The following is a 14,722-nucleotide window of genomic DNA, read 5'->3' as shown; positions in this document are numbered from 1 at the left end:
ATCACTCATTGCAAAACCAAGATGTGACTTTTTCAGCTTTGGCGTTAAGTACTTTTATGGAAATAATAGGTTTTATCATTAATAATTTTTAAGTAGTAAAAATTTAATTTCTCGAAATAAAACTTACTGAATGTAATTTGTTAAATTAGAAAGTAAATAAGCCATATCAATGATAATTATTGATATGGCTTATTTACTGATACAAAAATTAGTTTTGGTAAAGAATAGCTAAACCATCGATGTAATCTTGGTCAATTGCAACGTGAGTTGAATCGAGTTTTGTCATTTGATCTATGTATGCTACGGGGTACATTATTTTTATTTTGTCATTGTTATTATGGTTAAGACCTAAAGAGTGTCCAATTTCATGTAAGACTACTTGGTTTAATTCTAGAGCATAGTTACCGTTAGCATATTCTGTTATTGTGTCATTAAAAAGTTCTACTTTTGCACTTTCCAATAAATCTAAATTCTTATAGTGATCACCTGATGTTTCAATTATAGATTGTCCTAATCTTGTTCCATTTTTTCTTAAAATACTTATAGTAATATCTGGTCTTTTATTTGTTTCTTCTAGTTTAATTATGTTTATATTGTTTATTTGGACGATAGCTTCCTCAATAATTTGTTTTTGTTCATTGTTTACCTGTTCAATATGGTAAGTTATTGTGGTTTTTGCCCAACGTTCATCATAGATGTTGTATTCATTTTCTATATTTTTAGTAAATTGTTTTACTTTAGGTACATCATAAGTGCTAGTGGCTTGTTCAACTTTAGGCTCATCAGAGTCAGTGGTTGAAGAATGACGTTTCTTCATTTTATGACCGATGAAAACACCTTTCTTTTTGTCGTAGGAATAGCTGTAACCGGGTTTAAATTCATCGTAGTATTTAGCAATGACGTATGTTTTCTTTTTAGATTTCTTCGTTTTCTTTACTTTTTTGTGATGTTTTTTAGCTTTAGCTGAAACACTAGTTACATTGTTAATAGTATTTGGTGATAAAGTACCAGTGGTAGTAATTAAAGCTAAAGCTGCAACGCAAAGTTTAATAAATTTTCTATTTAATTTAATTTCCATAATGAATTCTTTTTCTTTAAAATTAGTTCAACAGACAAAACAACAAGTTTAATATATCATTACTTTCATACTTGTAACAAGTTACCATATTGATTTTCAACGATAAAATTAAACATTGCCATAAGAATAAATAATTTCGCTTCAGCTGCTTTCCAGGTTTTATAAATTATAAACATAGCAGACATTAATCAAATAAAGAATTGATGTGAACATTTTAATAATTACATCTTTTAAAGAGGTTAGTAGATTAATGACAATTTTGTCATTGCACACAAAAAAGTAACTATAAATCCCGTTATATCAACCTAAAAGCCTACCTAAAAGTTTTTGCATGAACACAGGTTAAAACGTGTTCCGTAGTGTGTGCATAATTATCTTTAATAAACAAAAAATAACCTTAACTTACCAGCAGAAAATATTGATATATCAAGGTTATTTTAACAATTTTATTCTTCTGAATGCTGATTGCCAGAGTAGCAAAACACTTTAAAGTCGTACTACTCTAGCATTTATAACTATTGTATCTAATTTTGTGTGACTAATTGTGAACTGACGATATTTAACATATCTTCGTTCTTATCTTGATCAACATGAACATAAACTTTCATAAAAGTTTTTAATGAATGACCTAATCGATAAGCTGCCCAAGGGTAACTCATACCTGGAATGTTGGCTAATTTGGTTGCCACCGTATGACGACAAGTATACATACTAACACGCAAGCCACGATTATTAACACCAATCTTTTTACAGATTTTACGTATCATATCATTTAAGCCACGTTGATCTATTGGCATCCCTAACGAACATAAATTATAGGTAGTTAATGCTAATAAAATATAATCCTGCTCATTATCTAAACCATATTCTTGCAATACATCAGTTTGCTTGTCTTTAAAGATCATTAATGTCTTATACAAAGTTTCAGATATTGGCAAAGTTAATCTTTTAGCGCCTTTAGGTCTACTTTTTAAATGACCGTTTAATTTCTTTGCTTTGCTATTCCATGAATCGCTAATTTCAAACACTACTTTATCATGATCTTTAGTTAAATCTGTCCATTTCAAAGCTTGAATTTCTTGCGGTCGCATTCCTGTTTCCAAAGCTATCCAAATTGCCAAGCGACTACACCAATAATTTGTTTTAGTCAAAGCTAAACGTTTTTTAATATCTGCAATAATAGCAGTAATTTCTTGATCAGTAAAAACATATTTTTCATCTGGTACAGTCATCTCATCATTGCGAAAGAACTTATACAGAGCTTTTACAGGAACAGGATTTTTTACAATATTATCTAATGAACCAAAATAACATCTAATAATCTGTAACTGGCGTTCGATAGTTGCATGTGGCGCAACACTTGCATGATGTTTTTCAACATAATCACGAGCAAATTGCCTGATATCAGTTTCAGTAATATCTTTTACCTTTTTATCACCAAAATAATCTTCTAATAGCCTAACTGTATAAGTCCACGCTTTATAAGTAGTTGCAGATTGCCATCTACCTAACTTATGCTCACTTTCAATAAAACTTTTATATGATTGCACCAGTGGTTGATTCAGTTCCTGATAATTACCACGTGGATTAGAACGAAAATCTACCCACATTTTTTCATAAAGAGCTTTAGCTGCCCGATAATTGTCCGCAACTTGACTAGGAACTGGAATAACTTTTCCAGTATGTTCATCTCTTGGCTGTATTCTTACGCGATACTTACCAGCTTTCTTACCTTTATTAATTTTACTAATTGGCATGTTTACTCTCCTTTTATTTTCAAGAAGAACATACCCTTGACCACTTTAAATTTTACCATAGTTCCTACCGATTTCTAATCCAACTTACCACTTCATCATAGTTATAGAACTTTCTACCTCTTGGAGTTACGCGGTGAAATGGCATACCTAATTTAGTTAATTTAAAAAAGTAGGTGCTAGAAATTTCTAACTTTTCTGCTATTTGCCTAGCATTAAGTAATTCATTGCCAAACATTTTTTCATCTTCTTTCATTGTTTTACTTACCTTCAAATAATTCTTCATATTCAGATTCACTGTCTTTAAATACTTCTGCAATAAATTTGGGTGTAATATGGATTGCATGAATTCGTCTTTTAAGCTGCTCAAAAGTATCTGTTCTTTCGTCAGCAATCTTCACATGTTGATAAAATTCAAACGGACTATAAGGAGTAGTAATAATCAACATTTCAATGTTCAATTTCACATCATGATAACGTCTTGGCGCTACTTTATCATGCTCATATGGATCTAATAGCCTTAATAAGTCGGCATATCTAAAATCATTGGGACGCAAATCATTCAAAATTACATAATGTTCACCATGATAATCTTGAAAGTAATCCCGACTGCTGCCTAAAATAGCAACTTTTTCACCACGAACTAGCTTGTTGGCATAACGTGTTTTACCAACTCCTGCACTGCCCCATAACCAAATTGTTTCTGCTTTGCGATCATGATATTCATGTAACCATTCTTCATGCTTTTTGTCCGCGATTAATTTGGTAATATTGTCAATCACACTTTTTCTTTTGGCAACTTCAGCTAAACCAATAATATCCGCTAATTCTTGATAATCAATTTCTTCATTAGCATATTGCGTTAAGAAATTAGCCACTACTTTAGAATTTAACCTGCTTTGGTTAACACTGCTTTGTATTTCAGTAATCCTTGCGGGAAAATCAAATGAAGCCACCACACTATTAGGATCGTATTGATACTTATCTTTAGCTTCCAATGTTGCATGAATTAGATAGCTATAAGCGTTACTGATTCTTCCTTGCCAAACTTCTAAATATTGCGGTTCATCATTAAAAAGCCTTACAACATGAGAAAGTATTTGCGGATTAGCATATTTTAAGACCACATGTAGATGTTTCCTAATTAGCTTATTATCTTGATCAAAATCTTGGTCATGAATTATATAAGCCCACTCTTGAATATTAGCCTTAGTTAAAATATTGGTTAGTTCAGTAAAATCTATCTTTAAATGGTCAAAATCTTGCATGTACATAAACTGTCTAGCTCTAATCTCTGCCATATAATTCCCTTCTGCACAGTTTGCACACTTTTAACATTTGCCATAACAAGCCCAGCAAATGTTGTTATATCAATGCTTAACACACTTGCACAGTAGAATATTTATAAATTATGCAAGGTGCCATTCTTTTTGTCTTGAGGACAAAGCTGGCACCTTGCCTCTATTAAATTCTTGTACCGATTAAGACAAACTGATTATGATAATAGTCAGGCTTACTTACAAAACGATAATTGCTTAAATTATCCATTAAAAATAATCTGAAGTCTTCTGAATTAAGCATTTCCCTAATCCGTTTTTTAACTTCTAATTGTGATGATAATTGAAACCAGCGTTTAGTTGGAACAATTATCTGCACACGCTCTTTATTATCAAGGTATTTAACACCCGCCCAACAAACCACTTTATTAACTGCCACAATTATTTTATCTGGCTTTTCTGGTTCCATAAGCTTTAATGTTTGTTCTAATGCAATTGTTTTAGAAATTGATTTACCATAAAATTTTAGAAAATAATGTACGATTAGCAGAATTACTAGAACAATCAACAAAATTACGCTGATCTTACTAAGCAAAGCAATTAATTTATCAAATAACTTATTAATTAAGTCTATCCTCTTCACGATTCTTCTCCTTTGGTTATTGTCGGCATTGCAAGTGGTTCAATCCCGTAATGTTTACCATCATTAATCTCAATTATTCCTGTTCCTAAGCCACCAATAGGGATAGACAAGCCATCAATCATTGACGGAAATAAATACTGCACGGTTGCTTTATCAATTCTACCCAGCAAAATTCTAACGTTCATCTGTGAGCGAATCGGAATAGGCACAATATCATTTCTAGCAATTTGACTGGTAATAATTAAATTGATTAAGCTTTCTCTGCCAAGTAAGGCAATTAATTCTAATTCACGGTATAAATCCTTAACTTGTCTTGAAGTTGGTGCTAAGCCCAAAGTTAAGCTTGCCATTTCTTCCAAAACAACAAAAATCGGTGGTACATTGATTTCGTTAGCGTCAGTACTAATCTTATTTGAAACTTCATAAAGCTTACTTTGCCTTAACTGCATTTCCTTAACTACAGCAGCCAATTCCGCATTCACTCTAGTTAAAAAATCTTCTGGGCGATCGCTATCTTCTGGAATTAACAATTTGATTTCAGTATGTTTTTTCGCATATCTTGCACCATCAGACTTTTTGGGATCAATCATGATAACCTGTGCTGATTTATCACCATTTTGATTAGTTAAACGGCTAATTATTTCTTCTAAATAGCGTAAAGCATAGCTTTTACCACTGCCTGTATTACCACTAATAATCCAAGTGGTGGCATTCCTGCCAACCGTTAAGCCCCGCATCAACGGTATTTCCTTATTTAAATCATAATCAGCCACAATTTTAGTAATTGTGCCAACAAGCCGTTGTTTCTTACCCTTGTAACCTGGAAAATAAAACCCTCTGGCTGTTGCTAATTGTTCACCGTCCACTTCCACTAATTGCATAGAAGTAGGTCTAACACAGGTATATTCAGGGAAAACAGCTGCCGAAATAATATCGTAAATACGGTAATAGGTATCTGTATTTAATACTAAATTTGTTGGGTAACGCGGAATAAACAAGAAGCCACAAGGCTCCTTAATTACTTCCAAGACTAGATAAGATTGCTTAATTGTGCTTGCTTCATCCGATAAGACACTATCAAGCACATTTTCAATATAATTACAGATAGTTGTATGTTTACCCTGCAATGATCTCATCTCCTTTAATGGAAACTTGAACATAACCACGTTGGTTAGCCCATAAATTAACTTGATCATTCTTAATAGAACTTTTATCAAAATCGATCATTTTACCAGCTTTTAATCCATCAACCTTTTTAAGTTTGAAGTTTAACATTTGACCGTTATTAACATTGTTTTTATCAACTGTAATTGCCATTCTCACTAGATAAGGGTATTCGGTAACATCTTTAGCATTGTCATATTTTTCACTGGCTTTACGTTCATTAATTCCAGTAACAATCGCTGTGATACCATTTAATACTTGTTTTGCCGTTAAATTTATTTTAATTGTCATATTTATCTCCAATCTAAGCGCTTTTTTACATACGCTTACATAATTAGGTGTAAAATTTCACTTATATACTATTCAACTAATGAAGATTTGTTTGATTGCAATCAGATTTAATCTTCATGGTTAAGTATGATAGCTATTAGAACAAAAATATAACCCATCATTCTTATACAAAATGATGGGTAGCAAAAATAATAAAGGAGACAAAACTATGCCCGAATGTCCTAAACCTGAAAACAAATTTCCTAAGTTATTAACTGAATATAGGAAAGAGAAAAACAAGAAAAATTTTGAAGTTATTGAAGATATAAATCAAAATATTTTTATAGAAGCAGACAAAATACCTATCCGGATCGATGAATACGGTAAAAAAACTGCTAGTTCAACTTTTACTAATTGGATTTCTCCCACAAATCCTACTAGACCCGAAAATCCAGTCCAAAGAGCAGCAATTATTCGCACACTAAAAAAGAAATATATTGGCACTCTATTTGACAATGGACAAGAAGTTACAAAATATTTAACCAATGTATATAATTACGCTGTAAAGTATCTTGAAGAAATTCGGGATAAGAATTTTTTTACAGATGACGTAAATATATTAACTGCTGGCACATTAGAAGAAAAAATTTTATATACGAAATATCAGTTTATTGCGCCCGTAGCCAATTTTGTTCTTAGTATTATTAACTTTTCTGAAGCATTTGATTATTTCATGAGTTCTAGTAAGTTATTTACTGGGTCAGTATCTTCTGAGGAGCTGTCTTCTGCAAGCTTGATAATGTTTTTCCATGAAGCCTTAACTACCGGCAAAATGGCACTTGAAAAATCCCTCCAAACTAAAAAAACGCATATTTCTCTGGGTAAAGGGATACCCGAAGGAAATATGCGTATCACAAAAGAAATTATTAAAGAATTTGCCAAGTCGGATATTAAAGTACTTGATTCAATTATTGAAACTGCCAAAAAAAACAAGTCGCAATTCTTGGTTTCCATTAATCGTACAAATTTTCCAAGCGGCAATCCGCTTTCGCAAGATAAGGGAAATAACGAGTTAAAATACAATAATATATATATAAGAATGGCAGCAGAAGTTAATAATCTAAGTACATCAGAACACGAAAATGAATCTGTGCTAAATGCGGCTTTTAAAGTTTTAAATTTTCTCCTTAACTCTATTTCCGAAACTTATTACCAGACTTCTTTTATAAGTGCGACCAAAACTAGTGATGGCTACATAATTTGGAACTTAGATTAATTCAAAATTTATGCAGAAAAATGCGTCTTATAAAAACTAAACTCTTAAACACAAAATGTAGTTCAGAAATTGCTTGAGCTTTTTGGTGTTGATTTAACTAAACTATATAATTCCAAATTCTTATTCTTAATTCGCCGTAATTTCTTCTCTATCTTGCCTAATTATAAATGGTACTCCGACGTAAGTGAGTTCAAACTTAACGGACAAAAGACCTACTTATCAACAATTATTAATGGCTGCACGCAAGAAATTATTTCTTATACAATTTCCTACAGTCCTAACTTAAGACAGACAATGACTAATATTAGAGTTAACTTGGCAAAAGCATCCGGCACTATATGACTTACACTGACCGAGATTGGCAGTATCAACTCACCACTTTCCAGGCATGGCTAAAAAAGTAGTGGTGTTGAGTAATCAATGTCATGCAAGGGTAATTCATTAGACGATGGATTAATGGATAGTTTTTTGATATCTTAAAACGGAAAATGCTTTATGGCCTTGAAAAGCCAACTGAATTAGAACAGGCAATTAGAGAATATATTGATTACTACAATAACAAAAGAATTAAGATAAAATATCAGCAGCTAGTCCTAAGTTAAAAATTAATAATTTGTCCTAATTTTAGGGTCCATATCAATTTTCACTAGCCTTTTTTCAGTTTATAAATTTATTGGGGATTTTTTAAATGAATTTCATGATCAAACATTTGATGAATTTGCGGTGTTAAGTTGTGAGCAATGAAGATTACTGTTGAATTGCTAGAAAGAATATTTTTTAAAATTTTGTGTGTAGCATTAGAATCTATGGCAGATGTACCTTCGTCAATTAAAATGATATTATTATCATAAGTTTCTGTTCTAGCTAAGACAATTTTTTGTTTTTGTCCTCCCGATAAGTTTTCCTTATTTAAATTGACCGCTGTATGAATCCCGGCTGGAAATTTATTTAAGTCTGCGGATAATTGCATTTTTTCCGCCCAAGCCGACGCCTTATGGTCTAATTGTGAATTAAACATAGTAATGTTTTCTTCAATCGTTCCCGGAAATAGTTGCGCTTCTTGGGGAACATAACCAATCTGTGATAAGTTTGGTTGCAATGAGTTGCCATTTTTATCTTTAAAAGTTATTGTTCCTGTTGATGGAATAATTTCTCCTAATATTAATTTTAAAAGTGTTGACTTTCCTGTACCGCTATCACCTGATAGCAAAACTTTTTCACCAGCATTAATAGTAAAATCTGGATATTCAAGTCGCTCAGCATTAGGAAATTGTAAACTTAAATTATTAATTGTAATTGTAGCAAAATTGTCTAAAGTAGATTTAGATAATTCTTGATTGTTTTTTAGAATAATTGAATAACTAGTACTAACACTATCTCTTAAACTCTTAGTTGATTGAACTTGGGTAATCCTTGATGTCACCGCACCTAATTCACTAAAAATTACGCTAGAGTAGTTTCCTAAACTAAAATATAGTCCTATGTTTAACTGACCAGTTAATACTAAAATACCTGCACTAATATCAACTAGCATCTGCGCTATCATATTAGCCGCCATGTTGACAGTTTCTAATTCATTAACTTTTTTCTCTTTAGTGACTGTTGCCTGTTCTAACTTTGCCGAACTATCTGATAATACTGTTAACAATTTTTTACGAACATTGTAGCGTTGAAGAATAGCTAAACCAGATAACCATTTTTCTAAAGTATTAAGATAGGTTGAATTGCTAACAGAAATTTTAGTGGTGGCTTTTTGCAAAGAGTTAGACAATATTTTAGGGACAAAAAGCAAAATAATTGCAAGTATAAAAGTTAGAGCAAGTAAAAATGGATTAAAAGTAAAAATCATTGTGGAAGAAAAAATGATATCACAAACTAACCCCCATATTCTATAAGTTGGCGTTAAATACAAATCATAAAGCATATTTAAATCATTTGTTAATCGATTCTGCATTGTAGACACTTTAGAAATGTTATCAGTTTTTGAAAAATAATTTTCGGTTATGCGATATCTTATCTGATGAATATAAGCTTGACTTTGTTTACTAAAAAGATATATCCCTAACCGCTTTAAAAAATGTCCTAAAATATCTGTTATCATTTCTAAGAAAGTAAAGAGCCACCATTTACTCCAGTTTGTTGCTATTAGGGCATTAATAGTTATTGATAATATATAATTCTTATATGCAATTGATATAGATCCTAATAATGTAAGAAAGATTATTACAACACTTAGTGGAATATTTAATTTTAAAAGATCTTTTAATTTCATTGGTGTCACTTTCCAAGAATATGTTTTGCTTTTTGTAAAACATAAATTATTCCTTGATTACCATCTTTAAAATTAGTTGTTGCTGTTCCAAAACTTTGATCAATCATTAAAGCAGTACCGTGTGAATTAATTGAATAGTACTTAAAGCAATTGATCATTTTAATAATAGTATTATCATATCTGCTATCATCAAAAGCCATTCTATAGTCCAATAGTGCATTAACTATTCCACCTAAGCCACGATAAAGTGAAGCATTTTTAGGCATTATAGCCTTACTAAGGTTTTTTGCCATCTCAAAAATGTATTCATCATACTTATTAATTCCAAAATATTTTTTAAAATATATCAATAATTCTAAAATACCTGCTGTTCCGTCACTTAAGTATGGTGATAAATATTTTGATATAAGCTTTACCTTAAATCCTAACAACTTTGAATTTTTGTTTCGCACACAATATTTAGATAATATTAAATCTGTACATTCAACTATTCTATTAAAGAAATCAGAATCATGCAGTTTATAATCTTTAATGATAACAAGACAACAAAAAATTAATGAAATAATATTTTCTAAACTAAGCTGTTTAATATCTTTGTTCTGTTTTTCAATTTCCTTAATAAGTATATTTACTTTATCAAAAAGCTTTGTTCTCATTTTAAAATCTTTAAATACGTTTTGTATTAACGACTCATCTTTTAAATAATACAATCTTAGCTTGGAAAGTTTATCAGAATAAATAAAATCATCTGTATATGTAAGTACAAAAGAATCGGAAGACTCAGATATAAGTAAGTTATCAATTTTAGCGCATTCATCTGTTTTAATTAATCTATTTAAAAAATTATCAGGAAAACTATCAGTGCTAATTACTGAATCTGAATCTAAATTACTAGTTTTCAAGTAATTTATCATTTTTTGCAGATCAATATCAGGATTCTTAATTAGCTGTTCTGCTGCTTCAACGAAAACTTTAGGTATTTTATTTAAATTGGCAAATTTTTCAAAAAATTTTATTGATGTTTGACCAGAATTATCAATTTTTAAAAACATATTAGCACGGCAAAAAAACGAAATAAGTAAATATCCCAGTTGTTCAATATCTTGCTTTAATGGAGTCAAATACTGAATTTTATTATCATAAAATCCTTCTGTTCTATAGAAATTATTTTCTCTTTTATGTAGATCTACTTCTCCAAGAAATATAGTTTGATCTAAATCAATAAAGTAAACTTCATTTTTATCTGTGTTAACCAAAATATTTTGACTAGAGATATCACCTAAAAATACATTAGACTTATGTAGTTTATCAACTTTAGAAAGTAAATCTATAATAATCTTAGAGAATTTACTAGCAGTATCTTTGTTTGAAATAAAGTCATTACTAGTTAAGGCTCTATAATCATCTACAGTTATTCCCTTAATATACTCTTCAACTAAAAAATAATTTCTCTCTTCATAAAAAGAATCTACATAGTTAGGAACGAAACTTAAATGATGCATTCTTTTTATATTTCTTTCTTCATTCTTTAATATTTCTATTTTTGACTGTGTTGTGTCATAGTATCCGTTAATTGCACTCTTAAGAACATACTTTTCTCTTTTATTAGTTTCTACTAGGAAAACGGAGCCTGCAGCCTTAGAATGTAATGCTTTAATTGGTATATAGCTATTAAAAATAAGATTATTACTTTTATTTTTATTGCTTGCTTCTTTTTTTGGAAAAGGCTCCTTAACAAAGTAAGGTAATTTGTATTCTAAAGTTTTGTAATCATCGTATAATTTTTGACCATTTTTATCATATATTCCTTTATTATCATTTTTAGATAACATCCCATAACGATAAAAGATATTATTTGAATCCCTATACTTTTTATCAGTTAAGATGCAAATTCCTTCTTTGTCTTTAAAATTAGGCAAAGCATACAAATCTTTAACCAAATTCAAAAAATCAGAATAATTACTTGGATAAATTGTTATGAACTTTCCAGTGGACCAAAGATTATTAGTAGTACCAGAAAGGTTTAAATATAATTCTTTCATATTTGATATATATTTAAAATCAACTTTATGATTTTTACAGAACTCAAAAACTGAATTTAAAATCTCTTGATAGTTTTTCATAGTTGCTGAAATATGAATTTTAAATCCTTGCCGATATGATTTTTTATTTGAAAAGTCAAACTGAAGGAAATAATGATTGGCATTTCTGGAAATATGATAGTATGAAATGTCTTTAACTTTGTCTGGAAGAACTGATGTACTATAAATCTTTTTATAACTATTTAACAAATAATTACACATATTAATATCACCCTTTAAAAATTATATCATTTTTTATTAACAATTAAAAATAAATGTTGTATACTTGCTTTAAGTAATAATTATTGCGGTTTATAGAAAGGTAGGACTTGAAAATGACTGAATTAATTAGATTGCAGAAACTAGCAGTTGATATGGCTGATTCAACTAATGAAGCTCCTGAAGATAGTGATAGCTGCCACTACAGTAATTGCACAACTATAGAATGTGTTGAATAAAAACATATATTAAATTAAGACTAATAGCTAAAACAAGAAATGATCAATTTTGTTTCAGCTATTTTTTATTCATCTAGTTTACGCTAAGTTTACAATCTAAGCGTAACAATTTCTAAAACATGATGAAAATTTACTATATAGTTTAATATATATTTCATGTATTTTACACTAACTGCAAGTTAACACTCAGTCACACAAAAAAGCAGGCAATTAAGCCTGCTACATCAAGGGTTATATCCATTCCTGAAAAATTTATGACGACAAATTTTCAACTTATTTTACTTTGTGTGACCTATAGTGTGACTGACCACAACATTTCACATTAATTTACAATTATTTAAAATGCTTCATAACAAACAAAAGCCCGTCATATCAAGATTGATACAACGGGCTTTAATGCTATATTAGCCTTTGTTATGCTGATTGCCAGAATCGAACTGGCGACCTTTTCTTTACGAGGGAAACGCTCTACCAACTGAGCTAAATCAGCAATTTTCACAACGTTTAAATTATACCAAAACAAAAAAAGTCGTGCAATCGAATGCGCGACTTTTATTTTATTTCCAATCTAGGCAAAGCTCTTGTTTGTGCAGTAATTCTGGCAACTCGTCACGATCAATTCTCTTATCGTTTAACTTGTCACCAGTTATTTGATTAGTGAATGAATCAATACGTCTATTAGCATCCCGCAAGTCATAGTAAGTGGTAACGACTTGGTCATATTCTTTCAAGTCTGCCACTTTAAAATCACGCGGATACTCATTTTCAAAAGTAGTAAATGCTAGTGGCAAGCGTGGCTTTAATTGCGGTTCTTGATCAGGAATACCCACTTGCATCCCTAGAGCCGGAAATGTCAGCTTAGGCAAGTCTAATACCTCTAACATTTTTAACGGGTGATCATTAATGGTGCCTAGTGGCACATAACCTAAATTCATACTTTCAACAGCATTAGCCACATTTTGCCAAGCAAGTAATGTATCATCCATCCCCTGAAAGAAAATATCCGTGGTATGAACACGTCCGTCATCTTTACCTAATTGGCGGCGAATTTGTTGGTTGCGGTATAAATCAACTACAAAGATAAACAAATCTCCTTCAGCACCAACATATTTTTGACCGCACAATTCTCTGATTTTTGCCCTTTTACCTTCATCAGTAATATGAAGCATTGTAGCATTTTGCATAAACATGCTTGTCGCTGTATGTTGAAAAACGGTGTACAAAGTATTTAATTGTTCTGCATTTAGTGTTTGATCTTTAAATTTTCTGATAGAGCGATGATTGATTTGTTGGTTAATTGTGGAATTATGAATCATTTTGATACTTCTTTCTAACTATCTTACTAAAAGTAACTGTATTGCAAAATGATTTTACTGTCAATAATTGTCTTTTAAATTAACAGACTGTGCTAAAATTTAGACAGAAGATCATTACCATATAATAATTGGAGGAATTTATGCGTATTTTAGTTATCGGCGGTGCCGGTTATATTGGCTCAATAGCTGTTAAGAAACTAATTGAGCAAAAAAATGATGTTGTTGTCCTTGACGCTTTGTATACAGGCCATAGAAAAGCAGTCAATCCAAAAGCTAAATTTTATCAAGGCGACATTGAGAACAAGTTTTTAGTTAGCCAAATATTGCGTAAAGAGAAAGTTGAAGCAGTAATGCATTTTGCCGCTTATTCTCTAGTGCCTGAATCTGTACAAAATCCACTGAAATACTATGACAATAATGTTTCGGGTATGATTGCGCTCCTAGAAGCAATGAAAGATGCCGGTGTCAATTACCTCGTCTTTTCTTCAAGTGCGGCAACTTACGGCATCCCTAAGAAATTGCCAATCACTGAAGATTCACCGCTTAATCCGATCAGCCCTTATGGCGAAACTAAAGTAATGATGGAAAAAATCATGCATTGGGCAGATAAAGCGGATGGCATCAAATCAATTGCACTACGTTACTTCAATGTTGCCGGTGCCGCAAGTGACGGTTTAATCGGAGAAGATCATGCCCCCGAAACGCATTTAATTCCTAATATTTTAAAAAGTGCTCTGACCGGTGACGGCAAATTTACTATTTTTGGGAATGATTACAACACCAAAGATGGTACCAATGTCAGAGATTACGTTCAAGTAGAAGATCTCATTGACGCGCATGTACTGGCACTAAAATACTTAGTTAAAACTAACAAGTCCGATGTGTTCAACCTCGGGACTGCTCACGGCTACTCCAACTTGGAAATCTTACAAGCAGCTCGTAAAGTTACCAACGTTGAAATTCCATATACCATGGGCCCACGCCGTGCAGGTGACCCAGACAGTCTGGTTGCCGATTCAGCTAAAGCCAGAACTATTTTAGGCTGGCAGCCACAACATGAGAACGCTGAGGATATGATGACAAGTGCATGGAAATGGCACCAAAGTCATCCCCAAGGATACGCAGACAAATAA

At 31.4% G+C, this 14,722-nt stretch carries 13 protein-coding genes, 1 tRNA gene and 1 pseudogene; 4 read left to right on the top strand and 11 right to left on the bottom strand.

All coding sequences use genetic code 11. The features are described from left to right. Positions 1-208: 208 nt before the first annotated feature. The 7 genes from DLD54_RS01965 to DLD54_RS01935 all read right to left on the bottom strand — a co-directional run bounded on the left by DLD54_RS01965 (position 209) and on the right by DLD54_RS01935 (position 6,207). Entirely contained in the window at positions 209-1,078 is an 870-nt protein-coding gene (locus DLD54_RS01965; RefSeq protein WP_109918052.1) for a matrixin family metalloprotease, read from the bottom strand. Between the two features lie 524 nt (positions 1,079-1,602). Beyond that, positions 1,603-2,835, bottom strand: coding sequence for a tyrosine-type recombinase/integrase (locus DLD54_RS01960; protein ID WP_038521395.1), 1,233 nt, complete (start codon positions 2,833-2,835; stop codon positions 1,603-1,605). A 64-nt stretch (positions 2,836-2,899) separates the two neighbouring features. Beyond that, on the bottom strand, positions 2,900-3,088 hold the full coding sequence (locus tag DLD54_RS01955; protein ID WP_038521393.1) for a hypothetical protein: 189 nt from the start codon (positions 3,086-3,088) through the stop codon (positions 2,900-2,902). Positions 3,089-3,092: 4 nt separating this feature from the next. Then, positions 3,093-4,133, bottom strand: coding sequence for a Rep family protein (locus tag DLD54_RS01950; RefSeq protein ID WP_038521390.1), 1,041 nt, complete (start codon positions 4,131-4,133; stop codon positions 3,093-3,095). Between the two features lie 163 nt (positions 4,134-4,296). Further along, positions 4,297-4,752 carry a hypothetical protein gene (locus DLD54_RS01945; protein WP_038521387.1) on the bottom strand — a complete coding sequence of 152 codons (456 nt, stop codon included), beginning with the start codon at positions 4,750-4,752 and terminating at the stop codon, positions 4,297-4,299. Further along, a complete protein-coding gene (locus DLD54_RS01940; RefSeq protein WP_052059632.1) occupies positions 4,749-5,888 on the bottom strand; it encodes a chromosome partitioning protein ParA in 1,140 nt (379 codons plus the stop codon). Before DLD54_RS01940 ends, DLD54_RS01945 begins: the two co-directional genes overlap by 4 nt. Then, positions 5,869-6,207 (bottom strand): hypothetical protein, encoded by a 339-nt coding sequence (locus tag DLD54_RS01935; RefSeq protein ID WP_052059631.1) that lies wholly within the window; start codon positions 6,205-6,207, stop codon positions 5,869-5,871. Before DLD54_RS01935 ends, DLD54_RS01940 begins: the two co-directional genes overlap by 20 nt. 175 nt (positions 6,208-6,382) lie before the next feature. On the opposite strand from DLD54_RS01935, the gene DLD54_RS01930 reads away from it, so the two are divergent. Next, positions 6,383-7,462: a hypothetical protein gene (locus DLD54_RS01930; RefSeq protein ID WP_162542254.1), complete on the top strand. Its 1,080-nt coding sequence runs from the start codon at positions 6,383-6,385 to the stop codon at positions 7,460-7,462. A gap of 126 nt (positions 7,463-7,588) precedes the next feature. Continuing rightward, positions 7,589-8,034, top strand: a pseudogene (locus DLD54_RS08975) (DDE-type integrase/transposase/recombinase); the annotation flags it as partial. Between the two features lie 98 nt (positions 8,035-8,132). Here the strand turns inward: DLD54_RS08975 and DLD54_RS01920 are convergent. After that, positions 8,133-9,734, bottom strand: a complete 1,602-nt coding sequence (locus DLD54_RS01920; protein WP_038521376.1) for an ATP-binding cassette domain-containing protein — start codon at positions 9,732-9,734, stop codon at positions 8,133-8,135. A gap of 5 nt (positions 9,735-9,739) precedes the next feature. Next, positions 9,740-12,037: a class III lanthionine synthetase LanKC N-terminal domain-containing protein gene (locus DLD54_RS01915; protein ID WP_038521373.1), complete on the bottom strand. Its 2,298-nt coding sequence runs from the start codon at positions 12,035-12,037 to the stop codon at positions 9,740-9,742. 113 nt (positions 12,038-12,150) lie between these two features. Between DLD54_RS01915 and DLD54_RS08905 the strand changes: the two genes are divergently transcribed. Continuing rightward, positions 12,151-12,273 (top strand): hypothetical protein, encoded by a 123-nt coding sequence (locus DLD54_RS08905; RefSeq protein WP_255409515.1) that lies wholly within the window; start codon positions 12,151-12,153, stop codon positions 12,271-12,273. Between the two features lie 417 nt (positions 12,274-12,690). Here the strand turns inward: DLD54_RS08905 and DLD54_RS01910 are convergent. Both DLD54_RS01910 and DLD54_RS01905 read right to left on the bottom strand, forming a co-directional pair. Then, positions 12,691-12,763: transfer RNA gene (locus DLD54_RS01910), tRNA-Thr, on the bottom strand. A gap of 67 nt (positions 12,764-12,830) precedes the next feature. After that, entirely contained in the window at positions 12,831-13,589 is a 759-nt protein-coding gene (locus tag DLD54_RS01905; protein ID WP_109918050.1) for an NADPH-dependent oxidoreductase, read from the bottom strand. A gap of 140 nt (positions 13,590-13,729) precedes the next feature. On the opposite strand from DLD54_RS01905, the gene galE reads away from it, so the two are divergent. Continuing rightward, positions 13,730-14,722 carry a UDP-glucose 4-epimerase GalE gene (gene galE, locus DLD54_RS01900; protein ID WP_109918049.1) on the top strand — a complete coding sequence of 331 codons (993 nt, stop codon included), beginning with the start codon at positions 13,730-13,732 and terminating at the stop codon, positions 14,720-14,722.

Source organism: Lactobacillus helsingborgensis (assembly GCF_003173695.1).
GTDB lineage: Bacteria > Bacillota > Bacilli > Lactobacillales > Lactobacillaceae > Lactobacillus > Lactobacillus helsingborgensis.
Note: the sequence above shows the minus strand (reverse complement) of the source record. Positions and strands in the feature narration are given on the sequence as shown.